The sequence below is a fragment of the Actinomyces sp. Z5 genome, assembly GCF_003287795.1.
GTDB classification, from domain to species: Bacteria; Actinomycetota; Actinomycetes; order Actinomycetales; family Actinomycetaceae; genus Actinomyces; species Actinomyces glycerinitolerans.
This window is the reverse complement of the sequence record NZ_QMIN01000060.1, coordinates 12976-38614: the sequence shown is the minus strand read 5'-3', so window position 1 is coordinate 38614 and position 25639 is coordinate 12976. Positions and strand designations below refer to the sequence as shown.

The 25639-nt window shown below is 64.1% G+C and carries 21 protein-coding genes; 9 read left to right on the top strand and 12 right to left on the bottom strand.

Going from position 1 to position 25639, the window contains the following annotated elements:
- Window positions 1-1131, bottom strand: a 1131-nt coding sequence (gene manA / locus DRB06_RS08505) for a mannose-6-phosphate isomerase, class I (protein ID WP_111819692.1), incomplete at its 3' end; no start/stop codon positions are given.
- A gap of 264 nt (window positions 1132-1395) precedes the next feature.
- On the opposite strand from manA, the gene rfbA reads away from it, so the two are divergent.
- The 3 genes from rfbA to DRB06_RS08490 all read left to right on the top strand — a co-directional run bounded on the left by rfbA (window position 1396) and on the right by DRB06_RS08490 (window position 3559).
- Window positions 1396-2268, top strand: coding sequence for a glucose-1-phosphate thymidylyltransferase RfbA (rfbA, locus tag DRB06_RS08500; protein WP_073327778.1), 873 nt, complete (start codon window positions 1396-1398; stop codon window positions 2266-2268).
- Window positions 2269-2417: 149 nt separating this feature from the next.
- Entirely contained in the window at window positions 2418-3173 is a 756-nt protein-coding gene (locus DRB06_RS08495) for a glycosyltransferase family 2 protein (protein WP_073327155.1), read from the top strand.
- A 2-nt stretch (window positions 3174-3175) separates the two neighbouring features.
- Window positions 3176-3559: a DUF2304 domain-containing protein gene (locus tag DRB06_RS08490; protein WP_108966623.1), complete on the top strand. Its 384-nt coding sequence runs from the start codon at window positions 3176-3178 to the stop codon at window positions 3557-3559.
- Between the two features lie 28 nt (window positions 3560-3587).
- Here DRB06_RS08490 and DRB06_RS08485 read toward each other — a convergent pair whose 3' ends face one another.
- The 7 genes from DRB06_RS08485 to DRB06_RS08455 all read right to left on the bottom strand — a co-directional run bounded on the left by DRB06_RS08485 (window position 3588) and on the right by DRB06_RS08455 (window position 12259).
- Window positions 3588-4691 carry a glycosyltransferase family 4 protein gene (locus DRB06_RS08485; protein ID WP_111819687.1) on the bottom strand — a complete coding sequence of 368 codons (1104 nt, stop codon included), beginning with the start codon at window positions 4689-4691 and terminating at the stop codon, window positions 3588-3590.
- Between the two features lie 45 nt (window positions 4692-4736).
- Window positions 4737-5993: a lipopolysaccharide biosynthesis protein gene (locus tag DRB06_RS08480; protein ID WP_181574871.1), complete on the bottom strand. Its 1257-nt coding sequence runs from the start codon at window positions 5991-5993 to the stop codon at window positions 4737-4739.
- 2 nt (window positions 5994-5995) lie between these two features.
- Window positions 5996-6859, bottom strand: a complete 864-nt coding sequence (locus DRB06_RS08475) for a phosphorylcholine transferase LicD (RefSeq protein WP_111819686.1) — start codon at window positions 6857-6859, stop codon at window positions 5996-5998.
- A complete protein-coding gene (locus DRB06_RS08470; RefSeq protein ID WP_073327161.1) occupies window positions 6856-7737 on the bottom strand; it encodes a phosphorylcholine transferase LicD in 882 nt (293 codons plus the stop codon). The genes DRB06_RS08475 and DRB06_RS08470 overlap by 4 nt, the downstream gene beginning before the upstream one ends.
- Window positions 7718-8728, bottom strand: a complete 1011-nt coding sequence (locus DRB06_RS08465) for a DMT family transporter (RefSeq protein WP_083565258.1) — start codon at window positions 8726-8728, stop codon at window positions 7718-7720. The genes DRB06_RS08470 and DRB06_RS08465 overlap by 20 nt, the downstream gene beginning before the upstream one ends.
- A complete protein-coding gene (locus DRB06_RS08460) occupies window positions 8725-10584 on the bottom strand; it encodes a phosphotransferase (RefSeq protein ID WP_111819685.1) in 1860 nt (619 codons plus the stop codon). Before DRB06_RS08460 ends, DRB06_RS08465 begins: the two co-directional genes overlap by 4 nt.
- 115 nt (window positions 10585-10699) lie before the next feature.
- Window positions 10700-12259 carry a DUF2142 domain-containing protein gene (locus tag DRB06_RS08455; protein WP_111819684.1) on the bottom strand — a complete coding sequence of 520 codons (1560 nt, stop codon included), beginning with the start codon at window positions 12257-12259 and terminating at the stop codon, window positions 10700-10702.
- Between the two features lie 464 nt (window positions 12260-12723).
- On the opposite strand from DRB06_RS08455, the gene DRB06_RS08450 reads away from it, so the two are divergent.
- From DRB06_RS08450 to DRB06_RS08430, 5 genes are all read left to right on the top strand, one after another.
- Complete coding sequence (locus DRB06_RS08450) at window positions 12724-14196, top strand: bifunctional dTDP-4-dehydrorhamnose 3,5-epimerase family protein/NAD(P)-dependent oxidoreductase (RefSeq protein WP_108966614.1); 1473 nt, start codon at window positions 12724-12726, stop codon at window positions 14194-14196.
- Between the two features lie 137 nt (window positions 14197-14333).
- Window positions 14334-15656: a UDP-glucose/GDP-mannose dehydrogenase family protein gene (locus DRB06_RS08445; RefSeq protein WP_073327167.1), complete on the top strand. Its 1323-nt coding sequence runs from the start codon at window positions 14334-14336 to the stop codon at window positions 15654-15656.
- Window positions 15657-15788: 132 nt separating this feature from the next.
- On the top strand, window positions 15789-16817 hold the full coding sequence (locus DRB06_RS08440; RefSeq protein ID WP_073327169.1) for a glycosyltransferase family 2 protein: 1029 nt from the start codon (window positions 15789-15791) through the stop codon (window positions 16815-16817).
- A gap of 3 nt (window positions 16818-16820) precedes the next feature.
- Window positions 16821-17984, top strand: a complete 1164-nt coding sequence (locus tag DRB06_RS08435; protein ID WP_220093007.1) for a glycosyltransferase family 4 protein — start codon at window positions 16821-16823, stop codon at window positions 17982-17984.
- On the top strand, window positions 17981-18928 hold the full coding sequence (locus DRB06_RS08430) for a lysylphosphatidylglycerol synthase domain-containing protein (RefSeq protein WP_220093006.1): 948 nt from the start codon (window positions 17981-17983) through the stop codon (window positions 18926-18928). The genes DRB06_RS08435 and DRB06_RS08430 overlap by 4 nt, the downstream gene beginning before the upstream one ends.
- Before the next feature lie 76 nt (window positions 18929-19004).
- Here the strand turns inward: DRB06_RS08430 and DRB06_RS08425 are convergent, their stop codons facing one another.
- Complete coding sequence (locus DRB06_RS08425) at window positions 19005-20390, bottom strand: glycosyltransferase family 2 protein (RefSeq protein ID WP_111819683.1); 1386 nt, start codon at window positions 20388-20390, stop codon at window positions 19005-19007.
- Window positions 20387-20767 carry a hypothetical protein gene (locus DRB06_RS08420; RefSeq protein ID WP_139240681.1) on the bottom strand — a complete coding sequence of 127 codons (381 nt, stop codon included), beginning with the start codon at window positions 20765-20767 and terminating at the stop codon, window positions 20387-20389. Before DRB06_RS08420 ends, DRB06_RS08425 begins: the two co-directional genes overlap by 4 nt.
- A gap of 65 nt (window positions 20768-20832) precedes the next feature.
- Here DRB06_RS08420 and DRB06_RS08415 point away from each other — a divergent pair, with 65 nt between their 5' ends.
- Window positions 20833-23400 (top strand): glycosyltransferase, encoded by a 2568-nt coding sequence (locus tag DRB06_RS08415; RefSeq protein WP_111819681.1) that lies wholly within the window; start codon window positions 20833-20835, stop codon window positions 23398-23400.
- Between the two features lie 14 nt (window positions 23401-23414).
- Here DRB06_RS08415 and DRB06_RS08410 read toward each other — a convergent pair whose 3' ends face one another.
- Together DRB06_RS08410 and DRB06_RS08405 are read right to left on the bottom strand one after the other, a co-directional pair.
- A complete protein-coding gene (locus DRB06_RS08410) occupies window positions 23415-24335 on the bottom strand; it encodes a glycosyltransferase family 2 protein (RefSeq protein ID WP_111819680.1) in 921 nt (306 codons plus the stop codon).
- Window positions 24332-25633: a hypothetical protein gene (locus tag DRB06_RS08405; RefSeq protein WP_220093005.1), complete on the bottom strand. Its 1302-nt coding sequence runs from the start codon at window positions 25631-25633 to the stop codon at window positions 24332-24334. The genes DRB06_RS08410 and DRB06_RS08405 overlap by 4 nt, the downstream gene beginning before the upstream one ends.
- Window positions 25634-25639 lie beyond the last annotated feature (6 nt).

Here is a 25639-nt window from a genome sequence, read left to right as displayed (position 1 = left end):
GTCGGCGCCGACGAACAGCGCCTGTCCGCGCACCAGCGGCGCCTGCCCGGCAGGCGTGGTGACCGTCGTACTCCCCTCGGTCGCCAGCACAATCCGCGGCCCTCGGCCGGGCACTTGCACGCGCCCGTCGGAGGGGACCACGGTGGTCACGAGCAGCTCGAAGTCGTCCACGGGCACGTAATAGGCGCGGGTCGCCCGGGACAGGTACTCGGGGGCGGGACGCACCGGGGGCGCCGCCACATAGTCCACACAGGCCAGCATCTCCGGCACGTCCACGTGCTTGGTGGTCAGCCCGGCGCGCAGCACATTGTCGGAGGAGGCCATCACCTCGATGCCCATGCCTGAGATGTAGGCGTGGACGCTGCCCGCGGGCACGAACAGGGCCTCGCCCGGCCGCAGGGTGACGGGGTTGAGCAGCAGCGCCGCGGCCACGCCCGGATCGCCGGGGAAGGACCGCCACATGCTGATCACATTGGAGTCAACCCGCCGCGACGGCGAGTCTCCGGCGGTGAGCCGGGCATCTATCTCCTCCACCAGTTCGGCGATCTCCGCCGGCGCGGGCCGGGTGGAGGCGGAGACGAGGTCGGTGAACACCTGCCGGATCCCGAAGCGGGTCGGATTCAGCCGCAGGGTGCGACGCATGCGCCGAGCCAACGGGGAGCGCAGCTCGGCCAGTACCTCGGCGGCCCGCCGCGGCGCCCGAAAGCCGGTGACCGCCTCGAAGTGGGTCAGCGCCAACACCATCTCCGGCTTGTGGTTGGCGTCCTTGTAGTTACGCATTGGACTGTCCAGGGGAACACCGGCCTCGTTCTCCAGCTCGTAGCCCTCGACCGCCTGTTCCAGCGAGGGGTGCACCTGCAGGGAGAGTACGCGGGCGGGAGCGATGAACTTGAGGAGGAAGGGCAGCTTGGGGCCGAAGCGCCGCACCACGTCCTCCCCGAGCAGGCGCTGCGGGTCGGAGTCGATGAGTGCGGCCAGGGTGCGGTCACCCACGCGGGTGGGCCCGGCGGGGTGAGCGCCGTACCACTGCTCGGCCCAGGGTTGGCCGTCCTCGTGGATGCCGAGAAACTCGGGTATGGCCTCGGGCGAGCCCCAGTCGTAGCGCTGCCGCGCACCGTCAAGACGTTCCATGAAGGCCAACGGTAACGGAAGCTGCGGCCGCCTCCGGTCATGACGCCGGCGACGCCCCGCCCCGGGACTCGCGACGGCTCAGGGCTACACGCTTCCAGCGGCGCTCACGGCTACTCGCTCCCAGCCGCCCCCTCGGCGACCCGCCCCGGGCGGTACCAGGTAAGCCCGGCACTCGTCTTCTTCCGGGACCCGTCGGACAGTACCGCAAAAACCCGGCCGCCCCAATTGCGACGAAATGGGGTGTGCATGGTCCAGACTGTGCCCATGCGAGGCATCATCCTGGCCGGCGGCTCCGGCACCCGACTGAACCCCATCACCCTGGGCACCTCCAAGCAGCTGGTGCCGGTGTACGACAAGCCGATGATCTACTACCCGCTGAGCACGCTGATGCTCGCCGGCATCCAGGACGTGCTGGTCATCACCACCCCGCACGATGCACCCAGCTTCCACCGGCTGCTGGGCGACGGCTCCCAGCTGGGCGTGAACCTGTCCTACACGGTGCAGGAGGTTCCCAACGGTCTGGCGCAGGCCTTCGTGCTGGGGGCGGACTTCATCGGCGACCAGCCGGCCGCCCTGGTGCTGGGTGACAACATCTTCTACGGCCCTGGCATGGGCACGCGCCTGCGCCGCCACACCAACCCCGACGGCGGCGTCGTGTACGCCTACCAGGTCGCCGACCCGACGGCCTACGGTGTGGTGGAGTTCGACGCCGACTTCAAGGCCGTGTCCATCGAGGAGAAGCCCACCCGTCCCAAGTCGGACTACGCCGTTCCCGGGCTGTACTTCTACGACAATGATGTGGTTGAGATCGCCAAGAACCTCGCTCCCTCCGCGCGCGGCGAGTACGAGATCACCGACATCAACCGCACCTACCTGGACGCCGGGCGACTGACCGTGGAGGTGCTCCCCCGCGGCACCGCCTGGCTGGACACCGGCACCTTCGACTCGCTGGCCGACGCCACCAGCTTCGTGCGCACGGTCCAGCACCGGCAGGGGCTGAACATCGGCTGCCCGGAGGAGGTCGCCTGGCGCATGGGCTTCATCGACGACGACGGCCTGCGCGAGCGCGCCGAACCGCTGGTCAAGTCCGGCTACGGTCAGTACCTGCTCGGCCTGCTCGAGCGCGAGCGGCGCTGACGGGCCCAGCGGCAAGCCGCCCGCACCCGGACAGTGAGGCCGCGAATGCTCCACCGCAAGAGGCCGAACCGCGCAGGCGAGTCGTTTCCGAGACATCTCAGCCAATTGCTAACGTAGTCGTACAAAAAACCCGCTCAGCAGGAGTTGCCATGCCCACCCAATTCCCCAGCACGCTGGTCATCATGCCGGCATGGAATGAAGAGGACGTGATTGGTGGGACCATTAGCGAACTACGCCGGATCGTCCCGGACTACGACCTGCTCGTCGTCAACGACGGCTCTACCGATCGCACCTCGCAGATCGCCCAAGAGGCCGGAGCTCACGTCCTCGATCTGCCCTATAACCTCGGCGTCGGCGGGGCGATGCGGACCGGATACAAGTTCGCCCGCCGTTTCGGTTACACCAGAGCCATCCAAGTCGACGCGGATGGCCAGCACGATCCTCGTGACATCAATCGGGTACTCGCTGGGCTCGAGCACTCGAACATCTCCATCGGAGCACGTTTCACCAAGACCGGAACATACCGGGTACGCGGGCCAAGGCGCTGGGCGATGGTGATGCTCGCCACCATTATCGGACGGATTGCGCATACCAGGCTAACCGATGTCACCAGCGGCTTCCGTGCGGCGGATGCGATCGCGATCGACCAGTACTGCCTCCACTATCCGGCCGAGTACTTGGGGGACACAATTGACTCGCTGGTCATCGCTGTGCGCTCGGGACTGACCGTGAATCAAGTCGGTGTGGACATGAGGCCTAGACAAGCAGGCGCGCCTTCCAACAATCCCTGGAAGGCTGCCGTATACCTCATCAGAAGCATGTTCGCACTGTTCATCGCGCTGACCCGCCGGCCCATTATCCGAGCGGGGCGTGAGTCGACAACAGCCGCCCAGAAGGGGGAGTGACTATGTCCCAGCTCTTCTACCTCCTCATCGCCGCCCTCGTTGTCGCTTTTGTCTTCACGCTGCTGCGCGGCGGCAAACTGCGAGAAAAATACGCCGCGCTGTGGATTCTCGTGGGAATAGCCATCGTTCTACTGGCGGTGGTCCCCGGACTGCTATCGTCCTTGGCCCACCTCCTCGGATTCGAAGTTCCTTCAAACCTGCTATTCGTACTGGCGATCTTTCTATTGCTGGGGGTTACGCTCCATCACTCACTGGAGATTAGCCGTCTCGAGGACGAGACACGGATTCTGGCGGAAAACATCGCAATCCTCAATCTAATTGTAACCCAGGCGGGTCTGGATCCCCATTTCCCCCGACATCCGCATGCCGGACCCGACACCAAGTAGCGGGCCCTAGAATCAGCATTCATGGGACTCAGCGACCGGCGAGTACTTCACCGACCACCTCGCTGTACTCACGTGCGCGTACCGGCCAAGTCCAGGGATCGATGAGCTCCCGTGATGCGGGAACCGGCGGATTATCCAAGAGTTCCTGGAGAGCCGTCACCAGACAGTCCAGGCTCCGCTCACGACAGATCTTCACCGGCGCCCCCGACTCCCTCAGCAGCTGAGCGCCGGGAACCTCAAACGTCACGACCCGCCCCCTCTCGGCAATTGTCTCCAGTAGGGTGGTCTGAAATCCCTCAGACAGCACCGTAGGGTTGACCAGCGTCGCTCCGCGCAGGGCTGCGCGCGCCTGCTCCTGCGGTACACGACCGCGTATCGCGACCACTCCGTTCAACCCCAGCGTCCTGCACTCCTGACGGGCCTGAGCGAGCTGAGCTCCGTCGCCCAGCAACTCGCCGGTCACGTCCTGCCCTGCCGCTCGCAACGCCGACACCGCCCGCAGGAAGGTGTCCCATCCCTTTCCCGCCACAACTCGGCCCACAAACACCAGGTGGTCAGGCCGGTCCGGAACCGCATCCGTGAAGACTGATGGTGTAATCGCGTTGTAGAACACGTCTGCATGTGGAGCACCTAGACGTCGAGCGAATGCAGCCGCCTCGGGCGAGACACCGAGCACCCGGTCGGCATGGCGCAGAACATATCGGCCCGCAGTAAGGTCAACGGCGCGGGAGCCCACGGTGATAATGGGGGAAGGAGAGGCGACGAAACCACTCCCGTGCTCGGTGTGAATGACGGGAAGCCCCGCCGCCTGTGCAGCCCGCATCCCTACGAGGCTCATGGGGAAGAAGCGTGTGTGTGTAGAAACGACGTCGACGTGCTCACGCCGCAGGTACTGCGCGATTGCCCGGGCCGTTCCCGGCCCCGGGAAGGAGATGACCTCCGCGATCGGCAGGTGGGCACGGCCCGTCAGAACCTTGACGCCGCCGTCGTTGCGCCTGGAGCGCTCAGACGAGATCGTCAGGACGTGCACCCGGTGTCCCAAGTCGTCCAGCCCCTGAGCGAGGTTGGAGACGTGGGACTCGAGCCCGCCGAGACGAGGCGGATAGGAGTTCGTAACGATAGCGAGGTGCACAAGCGGCCTTTTCTGAAGTGATGGGGGTGACCGGCATTCAGCGTACTACCGACGCGTCGTCGCGTGCGTCTGCGCACCGGCCAGCCGCGCTGAATGCAGGGACAGAAGTAAGAACAGCAGGGCGAGCACGAGCATCGCCCCCGCGTATGACAGGGCCGCTCCCATCAGCGCCCAAATCGGCACCAACAGGCGGCTGAGCACCAGGACGACGACGGCGGCGGCGGCGTAGCCTCCAAAGACCAGAACCTGACGACGCATAGTTGTCAGGGCGTAGTACAGGATGACCGCCACAGCGTTGAAGGCACCACCGGCAACCAATATCATGAGCTCGGGCAGATAAGCCGAGACATCCTGATTGAAGACAAGCTGCAGGATCCACGGCCCCGCCACGAGCGAAACCAACGCCACCAGGACGAACGCCCCGGAAGTGGTCACCAGGCCCCGGCGAACAAGCCTGGCGAACCCCTGTCTGTCACCGCCGACCCAACGGGAGGCAATCGGGGTGAGCAATGGCCGGAACACAAACAGGGAAAGCATATTGATGGCTACTGCCGGCATGTAAATGATAGCGAACACGCCTTGCGCCTGAGAGTCCAGGAACTCCTCAATAGCGTACCTCGGCGCATTGGTCAGATACATCGCCAGGAAAGAGCCGAGGAATAGCGGCAGGCATTCTACGAGCAGGGACCAGATCCGGTTGAAGTCCCAGCATGGTCGCACCGAGAACAGGCGCCGTGCCGCGGGCAGGTACAGCAGAACGAAGGCGATGCTGGACATCACCAACGTCAGAATGGTGGCACTCATCAGGTCATGAGTCACCACCAGGGTCACGACGAAAACACCGGTCGTGGTAGTGATTCGCCAGAAGCAGGCACGGCCTCCTATGTCCAGCCGCCCATTGCGCTGGAACTCGGAGTAGAACACATCCTCAACCGCATCGAATATGCGCAGCATAGCCACCAAGAGGCTCACTAGTCCGTCGCGAGGACTAGCCCCCGCCATGGTCGCCGCTACGATCCCCCCAATCATGAGTACGGTCGTCACGATGCGGGTGGCCAGGTAGTTCCCGAATGCGTAGCGCCCGGAGACGTCGGTTACATGATAGGTGCGAACCTCGTACATGCCCAGCGTTTGGAATTGCTGGCCGACGGCGATCGCCAGGGAATAGACCCCGGCCGCGGCAATTCCGGCGGTGCGAGTAACCGCCGTGAGCATGATCACCAGGGAAAGCGAGCTCATGAGCGAGGCCGCGGTATTCCACACGTAGTCGCGGCCCAACTGCCGCCTGTCGCCACTGACCACGCCTAGTCCTCCGGTGAAGCATAGGGCCCAAAAGTCACCCAGGCTGCCGCATGGTTCACCCGCTCATCCTCCGCCGGCAGTTCCATATAGCTACCATAACCGCGGGTCAGGACGGCATCATACTGGCGAGGCAGCATGACACGAATCCCCTCAAAGGGCACCCGGCGGGCCGGGAAGAGCTCGTCCAGACGCACTGCCCAGTGGCGCGGGTCTGTGGTCGAGTAGTCACCCAGCATCTCGGTGTGGCTTCCCTCGAAGCGTCTCGCGCTGCGCTCCCACCGGCTCTGCAGCAGGCGCGGACTTACGCCGAGCATACGCATCGTCCAGTGGACAACATGCAGCACGCCGGTAGCGAGATGGGTCAGCGGGGCCGGCAGGTCAACCTGCGCGTGCGGGGTTCCTCTCAGGTACAACAGCCTCCCCCACAGCCAGGTACTTCGCCTTTGGCGGCGGTAGGAGGCGCCATCGTCAGGCAAGGAATCGAGCGGGAACAGATCCACTCCAATGGGCATGCGGTAAGGGCGATCCCGCGCCGCCTGCGAAACGAACTCACTGCCCACCAGTCCTAGAACAGCGAAAGTCTGAGGATAGTCGGGATCGGAACGCGGCGAGTGAATCTTGAAGGCCTCGCCCAGCACAGCGGGAGCCTTGTCAAGGAAGCGCTCGTAATCCGGACGGGGCATGCACACATCGGCGTCGTCATCCCAGGGGATGAACCCCCGGTGACGCACGGCACCAATAGCGGTGCCGCCGTAGACGGTGTAGCGGACTCCAAGGTCAATGCACACGCGGTCAAGCTCCTCTAGGACAAGCGTAGTCGCGCGCTGGACTTGGGCGAGCTGCTCCGATGGTTCGTCGCCGCTCATGACCGTCCTTCCTCGAACTCGTCGGCATACGGCCCGAAGTCGACCAGGTGCATCCGGTGATTACGCTGCTGGTCCGGCGGCGGCAGGGCCATGTAGTCGCCGTAACCGCGGCTCAGCAAGGCGTCATAGTTGTGCGGAAGCATTACGGTGATGTCCTCAAAAGGTACGTCACGGGTGGGGAACAACTCCTCGCGGGTGACTACCCAATTGTAGGGATCGCGCATGGTGAAGTCGGCCATACGTCCCGTGTCCTCGTGCTCGTAAGCGCGTACTGCCTTCTCCCACCGCAGCTGCAGCGCGGCGGGCGAGACTCGAGTCAGTCTCAGGCCCCAGTGCACCAGAGTTGTGAGCGCATAGATCAGGCGGCGGCGCACTCCGGTGATGCCGATAAGGTAGGGGCGGGGAGTACCTCGCAGAAACAGCAGGCGGCCCCAAAGCCAACTCCGGCGGCTCATAGAACGCATGGCGCCGTCGTCGTCAGGAATATTATCCACCGGAAGGACGTCGACGAAGAAAGGCATGCGATAGCTCGAGTCCTTATCCGCTTCGGGGATTAAAAGCGTTCCCTTGAGCACCATTTTGGTGAACATAAAAGGGAACTCGGGGACGGTACGGGTGTTGTGCAGCTCGAACTCCCCTCCCATGACGGCGGGGGCCTCGCACAGGAACCGCTCGTAGTCTGCACGCGTGAGCATCACGTCAACGTCGTCGTCCCACGGAATAAATCCCCGGTGGCGAACCGCTCCGATGGCGGTGCCACCGTAGACCGCGTACTGGATCCCCAACTCGCGGCACACCCGATCGAACTCGCCTAGCAAACGGGTGAGCAGCACGTGGATGTGGTCAAGCTGCCGCTGGTCAGCCGCGTGAGAAGGCATTGGCATCTCCCGTCTGATCTGGGCCGTCATCAGTTGGCGAGTCAGGGCAGGCCGCATCGCGTCCAGCCCCCGGAAAGGTCACCAGCGTACGCCAGTCCGGCGTAGCCGCCAGTACCGTTCCAACCAGCAGGACGAGGCACCCCGCGATCTGCAGCGGCGTGGGCACGGACCCTTGGAGCAGAAAGGCGAACAGTACCGCCCATGCCGAATACGAGATATTCAGAGCCATGCCTCGCGACGCCCCGATTGTGCCGATGGCCTTGTAGTAGAACAAGTATGAGAACGCACCCGCAATTCCGGCAAGCGCAACGACCGAGGCGGCCCGCGTTGCCACAGACGCCAAGGTGAAACCAAGGATCCCGGACAACGGTGCAACCACTAGCAAATAGACCAGTGAGGACGTGGTCTCGCGAATCTGCAGCGCAGTCTCGTTGTCAACCGTGTCATCACGCATGCCCCAGGCCAACAGCACGGCCTCAGAGCCCCAGCCCAACACGCACGCGAGCGCGGCAAGAACACCGACCGGCGCTGAGCCGGGAACATCGAACTCCGTGGAGGACCATCCGATAAGTACCACTGCCGCCAGTGCCACCACCAGCGCCACCACCTGTCGCGGTCTCATACGCTCGCCGAGCAGAATCGCGGCCAGCAGGGTGCCCACGGCGGGATAGAACGTGGAGATGATCGCGGTGTAGGCAGGACCGATGTTATCAATCGCAATCAGGTAGCCGGTCATTCCGAAGGGACCACCCAGGAGCGCCCCAAGCATGACAATCTTACCGCTACGAGTGCGCAGGGCCGCCGCGGTATCGTGCAGCCGACCCCGCGCTGCCATATATAGCGCAAGCACAATAGCGCACGTGGTGTCGTGCAGAACGGCGCCGGTTAGCGTCGCGTTCCCAACGCCGAGAAACGGCACCAGTACCAGGGCCATACCGAGAACAACGGTGTCGAGGCCCCACAGCGCCCCGCTGATCACCCCGTACCTCATGCCACCGCTCCCGCCGACAGGCGCGGCGCCGGCGCGCTCAACAACGGAGTGTCTGTCTCATAGGAGGCCAACAGCGCATCAACGTAGTCGACGGCATGGCGGTAGTAGATGAACAGCCACTCCCCCACTTCATCCCCCTCCGCTTCCTTCGCCAACGCCCATACATACCAGCACCAGCCGGCAAAAACGACGTGTGCCCAGAAGTGACGTCGCTCAACGGGAGTGGGCTCGCCCTCGAAATAGGCGAATAGCGCTTCCTCAGCCTGCTCACCGCTCAGCTGGGCGCACACGACCATGGTTCCGAAGTCGCTAGCAACATCGGACATACCGGCATACTCCCAGTCGATAAGATCGATGTGCCCGTGCTCATCAACGAGGAAGTTCAGCGGAAAGAAGTCATTGTGGCTGGGCCCGACCGGGAAGCCGTCGGCATCGGCATAGCGGCTAAGCCGAAGGATCTTCTCCCGCAGCTCGCCATATCCGGGCACATCGACGGGACCGTTGGCGGTAAGTAGGCGCTCGTAGCGCAGCCCCTCCTCCACGAAACCGAAGCTGCGCGCGAGCACTCGGTCGCTGTTGTGAAGACTGCGCGCCATGGACATCGCCCGCGCCAACTCACCAGGACGGTTCACGTCTAGATTACGACAGTGGGGGATGAAACGGGATATCTTCCACCCCTTGTCTGGGTCGCCCGCGAGAAATGTCCGGTCAATGCCGAGCTCCCGGGCCAGGAACAGAGCATCAAACTCAGCTTGCCGATCAACGATCTGGTCCGTGCCGACGCCTGGATGACGGTACACGTATTCCTGGCCGCCGGCGCTGAAGTGGCACGAGAGGTTCGTGATGCCCTGCTTGAGCGGATAGAAGTCGACGATCTCTGCCTTTGGCACGCCCAAAGCCGAGGCAATATTGTCGAACACCTCCGAGTCCACATTCTCCATGAACAACGGATCGAAAGAACGGATCTCGTCAACCGAGTCGAACTCATTGATGACGCCAGCCGGGTAGCGGCGCACTCGCATGTCAAGGTCGCTGACGTGGTCGAGGTAAATCGCTTCCCACAGCTTTGCGGCGGTCTCCGGCAGGTGGTACACCTCTTCAAGGATCTGGCGGAACGCTGCCGAGAAGGTCCGGTCGAAGTAGACGTGACCGAGCATCGTCCAGGCGTCGGCACCGCCCATAGTCGCGCCGGTAATGCGATCACCTGCGCCCACGGTTATACACCACTCGTCGGTGCTGCCCTCAGCATACTGGGCCGAGTAGTAGGCGTGATGGACGTGCGACTCGAAGGGGTTAACGGTGAAGTAGTCATCCGAGGAACACACGTAGGTGTTGTCGAGCCGGTCGCGTACGCGCCACAAAGAACCGTTGTTGTTACGCGTGGCGTACTCATCATTGACGACGATTCGGACGCCGTACTTCTCCGCCAGGTAGAAGAAGTACTCCTTCTTGTATCCGACAACGACGGTGATGTCGCTTATTCCGGCTTCAAGCAGCTGTTCAATTTGCCGCTCGATGAGCACCTCCCCACGGACCCGCAGGGTTCCCTTGGGACGCTCGTAGGAAATCGGAGCGAACCGCTCGGAGAGCCCAGCAGCGAGTACGACGGCGTTGGTCACGCGGTACGGTTCCAACGCGGCTGCACCCGCGTCAGTCAGGGAGCGATCCGCCAGCAGCCCGAGTGCCTCACACTCGCGCACCGCAGCGTTGGCGCTGCCCAACGACATGCCGGTCGCCGCCTGGACCTGCCGCTGAGTCAGCGGCTCTCCGGCGCGCAAGTACGCGTAGAGCACATCGAACTGCGACCGTTTCAAAGAAAGGGTCCCCTTATCTGGAGAAGTCACAGGCAACACCATCCGTTCATCAGCTTTCAATCAAGACTAGCGTTCGAAAGCATACACACGCCACCCAGATTTGAACAAACGCCGCCGGCGTTTCCCACGGCGATGGCCCACACCGCCCACCTCCAGGTCACGCGGCAGCAGGCGACTCCGCCGTCGGCACCGCGGAGGCAGTGGGAGTCTCGCGCTCAACCGGCCGCGACCTGCCGCCGCCTACCAACCACACCAGCATCGTGGAGGCCAAGAGGGTACAGGCCGTGACCAATGCCCACAGCTGCATCGGGGAGATAGGAATGTTCCACCACCACTGGACGCCGACATCAAGGTTAAAGGGCACACGATTGATGTCTTCAATGCCTTGCGTATACCGGAGCAGTAGTCGATGAACCGCAGCGGAACTCACCGCAGTGGACACAACGACGACCAGCATCGCCTGCGTACGAGTCATCATCGTACGTGAGTCGTCGGTGAGGAAAAGCACGAGGTAGAACACCGCCAGCAACGGCAGCACATAGCGGGGCTGAACCATGACATAGACATTCGGCAAGCCATTGAGAATCGCATACACAACGGGCATTCCCGCCAGCGCCCCGAGAATAACTCCCGCCGACAACAGCTTACGCCAGGTCATCACCCGGACTCCCATGAACAGCGCGATACCGGCGAGGCTCAGCGCGCCAATGGTGATCACGCCGTCCATGGGGACATCCCACCAACCTCCACCCCAGCGGCGCCCGTACATACCCGCCAGGAACTGAGGCACACCCTGAACGATCTCGAACAGCCGGGTACGCGTCATTGGCGGAGGCTGAGCCCCCTCACCGGAGGCGTAGCCGCCCTGCCCCGTGCTCCGCATCACCCAAACTCCAGCAAAGCCAACAACAGCCGCGACCAGCGCATGGACACGGATCTGCCGCCGCCAACGCACCCCCAGAAGCAGCGCCAGGGAGACCACGAAGAGGAAGAAGGCCGCGTCGCCACGGGACATGCAGGCGAGCACGCTCCCAACGACGCCCAGCCCCAGCAGCAGCCACTGGCGCTTACCTTCAGCCCTGAGCGACATGAATAAGCCGGAGGCGTAGGCAAGCACCCCAGTCAGCGCCCACGAACTGGGATTATTGGAAGCTACGAAATATACGCCCATTGGAATCCAGGCGAATCCGACCGCGGCAATGTAGCCGGCACGCAGTGCGGGTGGCGACAGCAGCGCAATCGTTCCCAACAGGGCCACTGCGATGAGTACGTTGACAACACGCATTAAGATCACCGAGCGGGTGACGTCGCTACCGACGAGGGCGTGATGGAAACGGTAGTAACCCACCGGATAGTTCCCGTCGTCATAACGAGCCGTATAGGCGGTCGTCTCGTCCGAATAGGACATCCGGCAAGCAGCAGATGTCTCCGGGTGCTTCTTATAGCAGAGCGAATCATCATCGATGGTCTGCGGCACCAGGACCTGCGTAACGTTGTCGATCGTCTTGGTCTGACAAGACTCCGCCACCGGACGCGGACACCATATGCTTCCCAGATGGTAGTCATCGTCGGGAGAGCCGCCCAATGGGGAGCACAGCACCCAGCCGACCCCGACGACGAGCAAAAGCAGCATGGTCAGCGCGGCCCCGAGGCGCCTGCGGCTCCCAAGGGGCCACCGCGATCGTCCCGCCTGGCTCGACCCGGTTGCTGCATCCATTGATTATTCTCCTCGTTGCTCGACGCGATGCCCGCACCCCAAGCCGACCGGAGAGGAGTGGAACGCCGGCGCTGTCGCACCCCGCCATGCAGGAGTTGCGCATGCCGCAGCAGCACGCAGTCTCGTCAACACGACCGAGAAGATCTCGCAAACAGTCGCCGGAAGCTCGCGCCAGGGAATGCTAGCAGGTATTGAGGCGGCTATGGAGACTCTGTTTGTTTCCTGGGTTGCCTGGAGTGAAGCCAACCACCCGGGCTTAGCGGCATTGGCTGGGTGGGCCTATCCAGGTTGCTGCCAGTGAGGTACCCCTGCCATGGCGCGTGAACGTGCGGTTTCCTCGACCGAGAGACGGCATTTGCCCAGCCGGGAGGGACGGGATGCCCTACAGGTCTAGGCTAGGTGGGTCGACGGCTTGCGGCGCTCGCCGTCAGCCCGGCACCGTAGTGCGAACCAGATGGAGAACCATGACTGACACGGCCGACACCCCCGACCGCACCGACGGCATCGAGCTGCTCAAGCCGCTCGGTGTTGAGACCACCCCGATCCCCGGCTTCCTGCGCATCGATCTGACCGTGCACGGCGACAACCGGGGCTGGTTCAAGGAGAACTGGCAGCGGGAGAAGATGACTGCCCTGGGGCTGCCGGACTTCGGCCCGGTGCAGAACAACATCTCCTTCAACGACGAGGTCGGGGTGACCCGCGGCATCCACGCCGAGCCGTGGGACAAGTTCGTGTCGGTGGCCACCGGTCGCGTCTTCGGTGCTTGGGTGGACCTACGTGAGGGGCCGTCCTTCGGCACCGTGTACACCACTGAGATCGACCCGTCGGTGGCCGTGTTCGTGCCCAAGGGCGTGGGCAACGCCTACCAGACGCTGGAGCCGAACACCGCCTACACCTACCTGGTCAACGATCACTGGTCGCCCGACGCCCAGTACACCTTCTTGAACCTGGCCGATGAGACCGTCGCCGTGCCGTGGCCGATTCCGCTGGAGCAGGCGATCCAGTCCGACAAGGACCGCGCCCACCCGCGCCTGGCGGACGTCGTCCCCTTCGCAGCCACCGACGCCACCGCGGATGGCAGGCGCGTGCTGGTCACCGGCTGCAAGGGGCAGCTCGGCCGCGAGCTCATGAAGCAGCTGCCCGCGGCCGGCTTCAGCCCCACCGGCGTGGATCTGCCGGAGGTGGACATCTCCGACGCCGACGCCATGGCCGCCTGGGACTGGTCCGTTTACGACATCATCATCAACGCCGCCGCCTGGACGAACGTCGACGGCGCCGAGACCCCCGAGGGACGGCCCCTGTCCTGGCGCGCCAACGCCACCGGCCCGGCAAACCTGGCCCGGGAGGCGGCCCGCCACGATCTGACCCTGGTGCACATCTCCAGCGAGTACACCTTCGACGGCACGCTTGAGCCGCACACGGAGGATGAGTCCCCCAGCCCGCTGGGTGTGTACGGCCAGTCGAAGGCGGGCGGCGACGCCGCCGTCGAGGCCACTCCCAAGCACTACCTGGTGCGCACCTCCTGGGTGGTGGGTGACGGCAAGAACTTCGCCAAGACCATGGCCTCCCTGGCCGCGCGCGGCATCGCTCCGAAGGTAGTGGACGACCAGACCGGCCGACTCACCTTCACCACCGACCTGGCGGCCGGCATCATCCATCTGCTGCGCACCGGCGCCGAGTTCGGCACCTACAACCTGTCCGGTGAGGGGCCGGTGGTGTCCTGGTGCGACGTCGCCAAGCGAGTCTTCGAACTGGTGGGCCACAGCGCCGAGGAGGTCACGCCGGTGACGACCGCCGAGTACTACGCCGGGCAGGAGGGCATCGCCCCGCGTCCGCTTCGCAGCGCTCTGGACCTGAGCAAGATCGAGGCAACCGGCTTCACGCCGGGCAACTCCATGGAGCGTCTGGACGCCTACGTGCCCACCATCGAACTGTGAGTTCGTGAACGCTAGCGGGGTGCACCTCATGGGGACGTGACCCACCCACCACCCCTGTGGGCAACGAGTCCGAAAATGTGGCCATCTCTGCGACGCGACACGCGCCAAGTCCTTGCCTAGTCCGTTAGCCTTCCCACATGCGTATTTCGGTAATTGGTTGTGGATACCTGGGCGCTGTGCACGCGGCCTCGATGGCCGAGTTGGGCCATACGGTGGTGGGGGTTGACGTCGACGCCCGCAAGGTCGAGCTGCTGTCCCAGGGCAAGGCCCCCTTCTTCGAGCCCGATTTCGAGGATGTCCTGCGCCGCAACGTGGATGCCGGGCGGCTGACCTTCACCACCGACTACGCGGCAATCGCCGGCGCGCAGGTGCACTTCATCGGCGTGGGCACGCCCCAGTCGGAGACCGGTGCCGCGAACCTCACCTACGTGAACGCAGCCATCGAGGGCATGCTGCCGCACCTGGGCCAGTGCACCGACGGACCGGAGGTCGTCGCCGGCAAGTCCACCGTCCCGGTGGGTACCGCCGCCCGCCTGGCCGAGCAGGTCGCCCCTACCGGCGTGACCCTGGTGTGGAACCCGGAGTTCCTGCGCGAGGGCTTCGCGGTCAAGGACACCCTCGACCCCGACCGCATGGTTTACGGACTGCCCGACGACGAGCGGGCCGCGGCGGACGCACAGGCGGTCCTGGACGAGTTGTACCGGCCGATTATCGAGGCGGGTAAGCCCCGGCTGGTGATGGATTATCAGACCGCGGAGCTGGTGAAGATCTCCGCCAATGCCTTCCTTGCCACCAAGATCTCCTTCATCAACGCCATGGCTCAGATCTGCGACGCCGCCGACGCCGACGTGACCGCGTTGGCCGGCGCCATCGGCCTGGACGACCGCATCGGCAAGCGGTTCCTGCGTGCGGGTATCGGCTTTGGTGGAGGCTGCCTGCCCAAGGACATTCGCGCCTTCCAGGCCCGCGCCAACGAACTGGGCGTCGGCGAGTCGCTTGGCTTCCTGGCCGAAGTGGACAAGGTCAACGACGCCGTACGCCACTCCGTGGTGGACACCGCGCGTCGGCTGCTGGGCGAGGACTTGGCTGGAAAGCGGGTGGCGGTCCTCGGCGCGGCCTTCAAGCCGGACAGTGACGACATGCGCAACTCCCCCGCACTCGACCTGGCGCAGGAGTTCACGGACCTGTCCGCCTCTGTGGTGGTCATGGACCCGGCGGCCAGCCCCATCCTGGCCGACCGCGAGGGCCTGCCCTACGAGATCGCCTCCAGTATTGAGGCGGCGCTGAATGGCGCTGACCTGATCGTGCTGGGAACCGAGTGGAAGCAGTTCACCACCTTCGACCCCGCCAAGGCCGCCGAGCTGGTGGCCCGCCGCATCGTCATCGACGGGCGCAATGCGCTGCCGCGCGAGGATTGGAAGGCCGCCGGCTTCACCTACGCGGGCATCGGCCGGCGCTGAAGCTCGCCCCTGTGTAGGCATCCGGTGCCGCCCCGGATGGCGGGCAGCTTGTAGGCTTGGCCACGTCACACCATCGCGGTGCTCGACGCACCTACCTGCGTTCGCCGGCGCTCCCATCCGAGAAGGAAGTTCATGAAGCTGTTCGTGCAGATCCCCTGTCTCAATGAGGAGGGGACGCTAGGCCTGGTCCTGGACACGATTCCCCGTCAGATCGAGGGGGTCGACGAGATCGAGATCCTCGTCATCGACGATGGCTCTAAGGACCGCACCGTGGAGGTGGCCCGAGAGCACGGGGTCAAGCACTTCGTGCGCCACGCCCGCAACATGGGCCTGGCCCGCTCCTTCCGGGACGGCGTTGACTACGCCCTGGCGCACGGCGCCGACATTGTGGTCAACACCGACGGCGACAACCAGTACAAGCAGGAGTACATCGGCGACCTGGTGGCCCCGGTGGTGCGCGGCGAGGCCGACATCGCCATCGCCGATCGGCAGACCGCCAAGATCGCTCACTTCTCCTGGTTCAAGAAGCGCATGCAGCACTTCGGCTCCCAGGTGGTCAACTACGCGGCCGGCACCCGCCTGCCCGACGCCGCCTCCGGCTTCCGCGCCTACTCCAAGAACGCCCTGCTCAAACTCAATGTGATCACTCAGTTCTCCTACTGCATGGAGACGATCATTCAGGCGGGCAACAAGCGGCTGCGCATTGCGTCGGTGCCGATCACCACCAACCCCAAGACGCGTGAATCGCGCCTGTTCAACAACATCTTCCAGCACATGGCCAAGTCCGGTGGAGCGATCACCCGCTCCTACCTGATGTTCAAACCGCACGTGGTGCTGGGCTGGCTGGCAGCGTTCTTCGCGATCGTCGGGGCCATTCCGTTCGTCCGCTTCTTCATCCTGTGGTGCATGGGCACCGCCGGCGGTCACATCCAGTCGCTGGTCTTCGGCACCACGATGCTGGTGGCGGCCCTGCTGTGTGTGGCCCTGCTGGTGATCGCCGACCTGCAGCGCACCAACCGGGTGCTGATCGAGGAGACTCTGGAACGGGTGAAGAACATCGAGTATGGGCGCGTGGACGACACGCAGATCTCCGGTATCAGAGCCGCCCTCATCCCCGGCCTGTTGCCGGGCGGGGACGATCCCAACAGCCAGGAAGACTGAGACGTGCGCAGGGTTCTGGGCTTCGGCACCTATGACGTCGCCTCGCATCCGCGCGTCGAGGTGCTTCTGGAGGGCTTGCGTCGCACACCCGGCAACAAGGTCCGCGAGCTGGATGAGCCCCTGGGACTGAGCACCGCCGACCGGGTCGCGATCCTCAAACAGCCCTGGCGACTCCCGGTTCTTGCCGGGCGACTGGCCTCGCGCTGGTCTCGTCTGGCCGCCGGCAGTCGCCGCTATCGCGGCTCCCACAAGCCCGACGCCCTGCTGGTGGGTTACATGGGTCATTTCGACGTGCTGCTGGCCCGTCTGCTCTACCCCCGCACGACGATCATTCTGGACCACCTGATCTTCGCCTCCGGCACCGCCCGCGACCGCGGCGAGGATGGGGCCAAGGCAAAGCTTCTGTCCGTCCTCGACCGTATGGCAACACACTGCGCCGATGTGGTAGTGCTGGACACCGCCGAGCACGCCGCCAAGCTTGACGCCTCCATCACCGACCGCGGGGTGATCGTCCCGGTCGGGGCCCCCATTTCCTGGTATGAGGCCGGAGAGGGCGCCGCCACGGCACGCGGCGACGACGACGGCGCCCGGAACACAGGACGCCCCCTCACCTTGGTCTTCTTCGGGCTGTTCACTCCGCTGCAAGGCACGCCATACATCGCTCACGCGCTGCGGCAACTTGCTGAGCGAGGTGTGCCGGTGCGAACGTTGCTGATCGGAGCGGGGCAGGATCGCGCCGAATGCGAACAGATCCTGGCCGGCTCCCCGGCCGAGCGGATGGTTCAGTGGCGCGACTGGGTGGACTCCGCCGAGCTGCCCCGTGTGGTGGCCGAGCACGACGTCTGCCTCGGCATCGTCGGCACCACCGACAAAGCGCTCGACGTCGTCCCGAACAAGGTCTACCAAGGGCTGGCGGCCGGATGCGCCGTCGTCACCTCCGACACCGCCCCGCAACGCCGCGCGATCGGCGACGGCGCGATTCTGGTCCCGCCGGGTGATCCCCGCGCCTTGGCGGACGCCCTGGAGCGTCTGGCAACCGATCCGACGGCACTGCGCGACGCACGTGAGCGCGCCAAGGCCGCCGCGGCGGCCTTCGTGCCCGAGCAGGCCGTCCTCCCGCTGGTCGCTGCCCTGGAGCGCGCTCGTACCACGGAGGCGACTCGGTGAGCCTGCTCATCAAGAAGACCGTGGATGCGCTGCGCTCCACGCCGGTCCGGGTTGGCTTTCTCGTGCTGGTGGTCCTGCTGGCCGTGTATGCGGTCGTCTCCCAGTGGGATGACATCGTGGCCGCCATGGCCGGCATGAATCCGCTACTGCTACTCGGTTCACTGCTGGCCGGCATGATCTACGTGCTGCTGACCATGCTGGCCTGGCGGGTACTGCTGGCGGACATGGGCACAACGCTGCCGCTGAGCGCGGCCTTCCGCGTCTTCTTCGTCTCCCAGCTCGGCAAGTACATGCCCGGAGGGGTGTGGAACATCCTCGCCGCGGCGGAGCTCGGTGCAGACCATGACATTCCGCGCCGCCGCTCGGTGTCGGTCATGGCGGTGACGGTAATCGTCTCCATCGTCACCGGCGCCGCGCTGGCGGTCGTGATGATGCCCTTCGCCTCAGACCAGCTGCGCGACAGCTACGGCTGGGTGAGCTGGACACTCCCCGTCTTCGTCGTCATGCTGCTGCCGCCGGTCCTCAACCGGCTACTCGCGCTGGTCTTCCGGCTCACGGGGCGGCCTCCGCTGGAACATCCGGTCAGCTGGTCCGGGATCGGCGCCTGCACGGCCTGGACACTCGTCGCCTGGGCGGTCGCCGGCATTCAGGTGTGGCTGCTGGGTATCGGCATTGGAATGGCCGGCTCGCCGGCCACGCTGGCATTGTGCATCGGCGGGTACGCCATGGCCTGGACCGTCGGCTTCCTGATCGTATTCGTTCCCGCGGGCGCCGGCGTGCGCGAGGGCGTGCTCGGGCTCGTCCTGGCGGGCTCGCTGACCACCGGCGGCGTCGTCGCGGTGGTGCTGCTGTCCCGCGTGGTGCTGACCGTCGCGGATCTCGTCATGGGCGGCGGAAGTCTTCTGACCATGCGTCGTGTGTCAGGCCTGCGCCACACCAAGTAACTCAATTGATCCGTGGGGCCCTGCGAGTGGCGTCCCGCCGAGGGCCCGACGCCACTTAACCTTCGCCGGTCACCGGTCACCAGTGTCGGTATTCGATATGCGGATCACGCATCATGCTGTGCTGCCATGGCAGCAGGGAGGCGATCTCCTCAGAGGTGATCTGCGGACGACGAGTAGAGGACTCACGATGCCACATCCGCACCGAGTTCACGCAAATCACGGCTCTGCCGTCAGTACCCGCCTTGAGGCAGAAGTCAATGTCGTTGAAATTGAGAGGCAGGTCTTCGTTGAATCCGCCGACGGCCCGGAAGTCGGCGGCTGTACACATCAAGCAAGCACCCGTCACCGCCAGATACGGAACATCCGCCTGCGCCTGAGGATGACCCGGATCGTCAACCTCGAAGATCCGAGGATGCATGGGTAACTCACCGGGAGGGCAGACCACTCCCATGTGTTGAATGGTGTCGTCTTCAAACAGCAGTCGGGCACCGACAACCACGACCTCTGGCCTGGCGAGCGTACCTAGAAGATTGTTCATCCAACCCGAGGTGATGGGTTCAACATCATCGTTGAGCAGCAGCAGAACATCTCCCGCGGCTTGCCTCGCGCCTTCGTTGACGGCCACGGAGAAGTTGAACGGACCGCTCGTCCGGACCACGCGTAGACGATTCCCAAGGATTTCCCGACAAGGCGTCACCGCCGAATCCGCGGTTGTCTCGTCAACAACAAGCACGACCTCCCAGCGGTCATGTTCGACTGTGCGTACGAGTGCCCGCAATAGACGCTCTACCAGCACCTCTGTGGCTTCGTCGACGCGCCGACTGGCGAAGGCGGTTGGCACGATGATCGACACGTGCTCAGAAGCATCGTCCCTATGCCGCACGAGTGGCATGCCCGCGGAGGACAGAACGACTGATTCCGCGGAACGCCCCTGTGCAGCGCGGAACATGCGTGTCAGCTTCGGGCGATCTGATTGTGCCGCCATGCTGGTCGTGGTGGCCTGTACCACCGCCGTCACCGGGCAGTGGACGATCCGCTCCGCCTCCGACGTGACTCGCAGCAAGATCTCCCAATCCGACATCGAGTCTTCCAACTGTGGCAGTTTCTTCGCGGCGTACCCGCCTTCGATTAGCACCGCACGCCCACCGTAGGGCAGTTGTTCCAGCAACAGCGGCAGCCAGCGCGGAGAGTGTATGACGCCGAAAGGAGTCCTGGCGTTCATCGTAGTGACCTGGGCCTCAAATGCCTGAGCAAAGCACGACAATGCTTCCAGGGCTCCCGACTCAACCTTGTCGCCAGCCCGCAACAGCAACACGTGAGACGCCTCCGGACGCACAACGGCTTCGCGCCAAGGGGTGACGCATGCCCGATCCTGCTCCCGGCGCACCAGGCCAAACGCTGCGAGGGTACGTTCCTCATCCTCGTCGCTGCCCGGGCTAATGAAGACATCGACCGCTGTCATCGGTTCTTCCCAGCCATTGTCCCGATAATCCGGCGGGTTCCACGGATCGGCATGGCCACCCGCCGCGACAGCCTACCCAGCACGGGATGCCCCTTGCGTGCGGTCGACGCTTCCGACGACGTCGCCGCCTGCAACTCATCTTGGGCCCTGTCCGCTCGAAGCGTCTCCTCCCGCACCCGCGTCGCCTGTTCCTGCAGCAACTGGTCCCGCAAGCGGATACCCGCGCTCAACATTGTCACCAGCGCTCGATACTCCTCAATCTCCTGCTTGAGGCCCTGTACTTCGGCGCTTTCTGCCCGGGCTGCGAGCGCCTGACGAAACATGCGGTCGGCTGTGCGCAGGTCGGTATGGGGGTCGACAGGCGTTGAGTCGGTCATGAACGCCAGCATACGGCGACGCGCCACGACCGTCAGCACAAGACGGTGCCGGTAGCATGAGTCCCATGCGGATCGCCCAGGTGTCAGGACACTATCCTCCGAATTTCGTTTCCGGCGGCACCCTCGTGCCGCAGCGGGTCGCCCTCGCCGCGCATAGAGCCGGACACGAGTCCTACGTTTACGCGGGGTACCTCGATGAGAACCGCCGTCCGCTGGAGACTTGGGACGAGGATGTTGAAGGCGTACACGTCACCTGGCTGGTGACGACCCCATGGACGGCCTGGGACGATGAACGCAACTGGGACAATCCTGAGGCGACTGCCGCTTTCCGAACATGGCTTGACCGAGTTCGTCCCCAAGTGGTCCACTTTCACTCGATTCAGACTCTGGGTGTCGGACTCGTGGAGGCCGCCCACAATGCCGGTGCCCGCGTGGTGCTGACCATGCACGACTTCTGGTGGTTCTGCTCCCACCAGTTCCTGGTTAACGAGGACATGCGCCCGACTTCGCTGGTCGCCGATCTGGGAGCGTGCGACTGTGAGACCGGCGGACCAGCCCTTCGGGAACGCTCTGCACGCATGCGCCGCGCGCTGGACGCCGTCGATGTGGTACTCGCACCATCCGCCAGCGCTGCCCGCGTTTATGCCGCCAACGGCGTGGACGCTTCCATTCTGCGTGTAGATGAGAACGGGCTACCGGATGAGCAGCTCGCCACACTCACCCGGACGGCGGCGCTCCGCCCACGCGAAGCGGCCGGCCCTCTACGCCTTATGTACGCCGGTGGTGCCCAGGCGATGAAGGGCTTCGATGTTCTGGTGGACGCATGCCGCAGACTCGAAGATGTCTCCGAGCTCGTCCTTGACGCTTATGGCACGCACGAAGCACATGTTCGGAATCTTCCCGCCTGGGTCAGACTCGAGCCCGCCTTTGCCCCGGAGGAGTTGCCGACGGTACTGGCAAAGCACGACTTCCTTGTACTGCCCTCTGTCATGCGTGAGTCCCACTCGATTCTGACTCGCGAGGCTCTCGCCGCGGGCCTGGGTGTGGTGTGTACGGATACGCTCGGCCCTGAGGAGGCGGTGGAGGATGGTTTCAACGGACTGATCATTCCGGCGGGCAACCCCGAGGCCTTAGCCAATGCCCTGAGGGAACTCGCCTCCGATCCCAGCACCGCCAGGTCAATGACGGGCCGGGGGGCGTCCTCACCTATCCGCACTTTCTCCGATCAGGCGGCCGGCATTCTCAAGCTTTACGAAGATCTAGTCGACGGCCCGTCGGCGCCCTCGGCACAAGCGGACTCACAGGCCGCAGTGCGCGATGCCCAACGCAGTCTCTTGCACCGGATCCTGTTCATTGTCGGTATCTCTGGCGCCCCGCTGCGGTACCGGGTGCACTTGCCCGCCGAGGCGCTACGAATACGCGGATACCACACTGACGTCCGTCACTACCGTGATCCGGAGCTCACCGAGATCGCCGGCAAGGCGGACGCCGTCGTTCTCTACCGAGTTCCTGCCACCAATCAGATATTGGAGCTCATCAACAGTATCAAGGACTCGGACCGGACCGTGCCGATTCTATTCGACGTCGATGATCTTATTTTCGATCCGTCGCTACGTGGCACGCTAGATAACCTTGATGGACTCTCCGATGCGGAGGCAGATCTGTGGTGGCACGGTGTCGAGCGCTATCGCACCACACTAGAGAACTCTGACGCTTATATTGGATCGACACAAGTTCTGTGCGACCGGGCGAACGAGCTGACAGGACTGCCCGCATACCGCTTCGCCAACGGCGTCGGGAGAATATTGGCCCGCGCCTCCGACGCAGCTGTCGCCTCTCCCCGCACCCCTGGACCCCCGCGTATTGGGTATTTCTCGGGCACCACTACGCACGACGCCGACTGGGCGAGCATTGAGTCCACAGTCACCGCGGTCATGGAACGACACCAAGACGTGGTCCTGGTTCTCGGCGGCCACATTCAGCCCACCACTGCCCTGCAGCGCTTCGGAGACCGCGTGCAGCGTCTCCCCTTCCTTGACTGGCAAGAGTTGCCGCGGGCCCTGCGCGATACCGATATCTGTCTGGCGCCACTGACCGGAGACTCCGTTTTCAACGAGTCCAAATCAGCCATTAAGTGGCTGGAGGCAGCCCTGGTCGAGACTCCCACGATCGCCTCGCCAACTCAACCCTTCCGTGAGGCCATCGACGATGGACGGACCGGTTACCTCGCTAAAACGCCTCAAGAGTGGGAGCGTGCGCTCGAGACTCTGCTCGAAAGTCCCAGAGCACGCGCGCGCGTGGGCGCCCATGCGCGCCGGGAAGCACTGCTTAACTATTCCCCGTACCTCCAAGCCGTGGTCTACGAGAACATCCTCATCGACGTCGCACTTGCCGTACGCGAGCACGGACACCGCGCGCACAGCGGGTGGAAGGACGTCGCCGACGATGAGCCTTTCTCCAGTGTGGACGCGCGGGTCGATGCCTACGTCGCTGTACCGGTCCCTGACGCGCCACCTGTATCACGAACCCACCGCATGCTGCTCAAGACGCAGGATCTGTTCCAGCGTGAAGGTGCTGTGGCCGTCGTCAAGCGTGCCGTGCGCGTCATCAGACGCACGGTCGCTAAGCGTTGAAGCCCCGCCAGCCGTCAAAAGGGAGCCGGGCCGCCCCTGTCGCGCAGCCCGTCCACGATGCCACGACTCATTGCGCGCAGACGCTCACGGCGTCTGTCGGCAATGAGTGCGTTGAAGGCAATGTACTTCAACATCCACACCAAGTAGCCGACCCTCCAGGCAACGGGCATGAGGCCGGACCGTATCAGCGCGATCGTGTTTCGCATCAGGTAGTAACCGCGTATCGGCCCGTGAACATGGACGGGCTGTGCTCGCCCCGGCAGCTGAACCGTCTCATCTCCGAGAGAATGATTCATGACCGTTCCGGTAGCCACTAGCAGGGCATAGCCCGCCTTGCGGGCGCGCAGGCCCCACTCGAGATCCACGTGGTCAATGAACATGGCCTCATTCATTCCCCCGACCTCTGCTAAGACGTCCAGATCAATCAGGCAGCCGGAGGCCAGCAAGAAGGCGGCAGATAGCCGGGGAGATCGCAACTCGTCGACCGTGGCCCGCCGGGGCCCCCAGCGCCGAGCAACGTAGACCAACTGGTCACCGCCCGGCTTGTTCTCTCGAATCAACGGACCCACAGCCGCTACTCGGCCGTGGTCGCCCTGGGCTAGCGCCTCGCGGAGCTTTGCAATCATTCCGTCGGACGGTGCGGAGTCGTCGTCGAACAGCACCACGAAACGTGCGCCCCGCGCACGCACGACCGATATACCGCGATTCTGAGCCGTGGCCACGCCCGTGTTAGCCCCCTGCTCAACCAAGACAGCTCCCACGGCGTGACACAGCGAGCGTATACCTGAGGAACCGGACAGTTCGTCCGTGTCAGAGCCGTTGTCTACTACGACGACGCCCTCACACTGTTCAGTAAGTGACTCAAGCAGTCCCCGAAGTTCCTGCCCCGGGTGATAGCTGACAACAACGGCCCAGACGCCGGCGACCGCGCTCATGATACCGACAAGGCCCCCATACCCATGGCGTCGAGCACGCTGAGCACCGCAATCAACGTCCCTCCTAACGCGGTGAGCGCCTGAGTCGTACGCGACCTGTTTCGGAGTGCAACGGCCAAACACAGAGCCGTCAGCGCAACAAGCGAGAGTCCATATCGAGGAAAGACAGTAGCGAAATAGGCGTTCTCGCGGAGCCATTCTTGGACCTCGACGAACATCACCACCATAAACGGGCCGAGCAACCCTACCCAACCCAATTTACGTTCAGGACCGCTCAGCACCAGCACAGCCATGAACGGCGCAGCGGTCAGCAGCAGCGCAGCGATCCCCTGGGTAAAGCTGCCAAGATAGGTAACCGTTTGTGCAGGTTCCCAGAAGCCGGACCACCCGAAGACGCTCGTACCGGTTGCCAGCCAGTGCAGGAACGGCAGCTCGCCGCTCTCCAGCACCACTGTGTTGACACCGAGCACCGGATTCTGCCAGCCCGCGGGGGTGTGCGCGGAGGTGTACGCGTTCCAAGTCAGCGTCCCAATTCCGACACCCACGACGGCCCCGAGCGCGGTAAAGCCACAACGCCATCCGTCAGCACGGTGCCGCAGCAACCGGTAAAGACCAGTAACCCCCAACACAACCGCAACCACTAACACGGCCGCACACGCGATGGTCTTAACCAGAGCTGAGAGCAGACCGACGAGCAGCGCAATATGCCAGCCGTGCTTCTCGTCTCTGGCCTCACGCTTCAGCACCCACGCAGCGCCGACACCGACCAACAGGAATGGCGCGTCCGTGGACACGGTACTAGACGTCAACGCGAACGCTGACATTCCGAATAGAAGGGCGCAGCAACCGAAAGCAACCGCAGCTGGTACGCCCCAGCGACGCATGATCGCATACAGGCAGACCAAGCCGACGGCGAAAATGACAGCGCACGCCAACCGCATCAGAACGACCGCATCAAAGGAGGTCAGCATCATCCCGACACGGGTCATCATTCCCACAACAGCGAAGAACAACGGTGGTTGCCAAGCGTTGTAGTTCTCCGTGATGATGTCGAATTCTGCGCGGTCCGTCGTACCGCACGCGGGCAGAGAATCGCCGACATTTTCCTGCCCTCTGCAAGCCCACTGGTTCAAGGCGAAATCTGTGAGCTCATCCCCACGATGTGGAAGCTCGCCGTGCATAACCCGCCAGACGTAATCAATGTGACTGATCTCGTCGATCGGACTGACCTGGGGTGCACGGAAAATAGTGACGGCCGAGGCCACCAACGAAGTAACCAACAGAATGGCGGCAATCAATAAGTC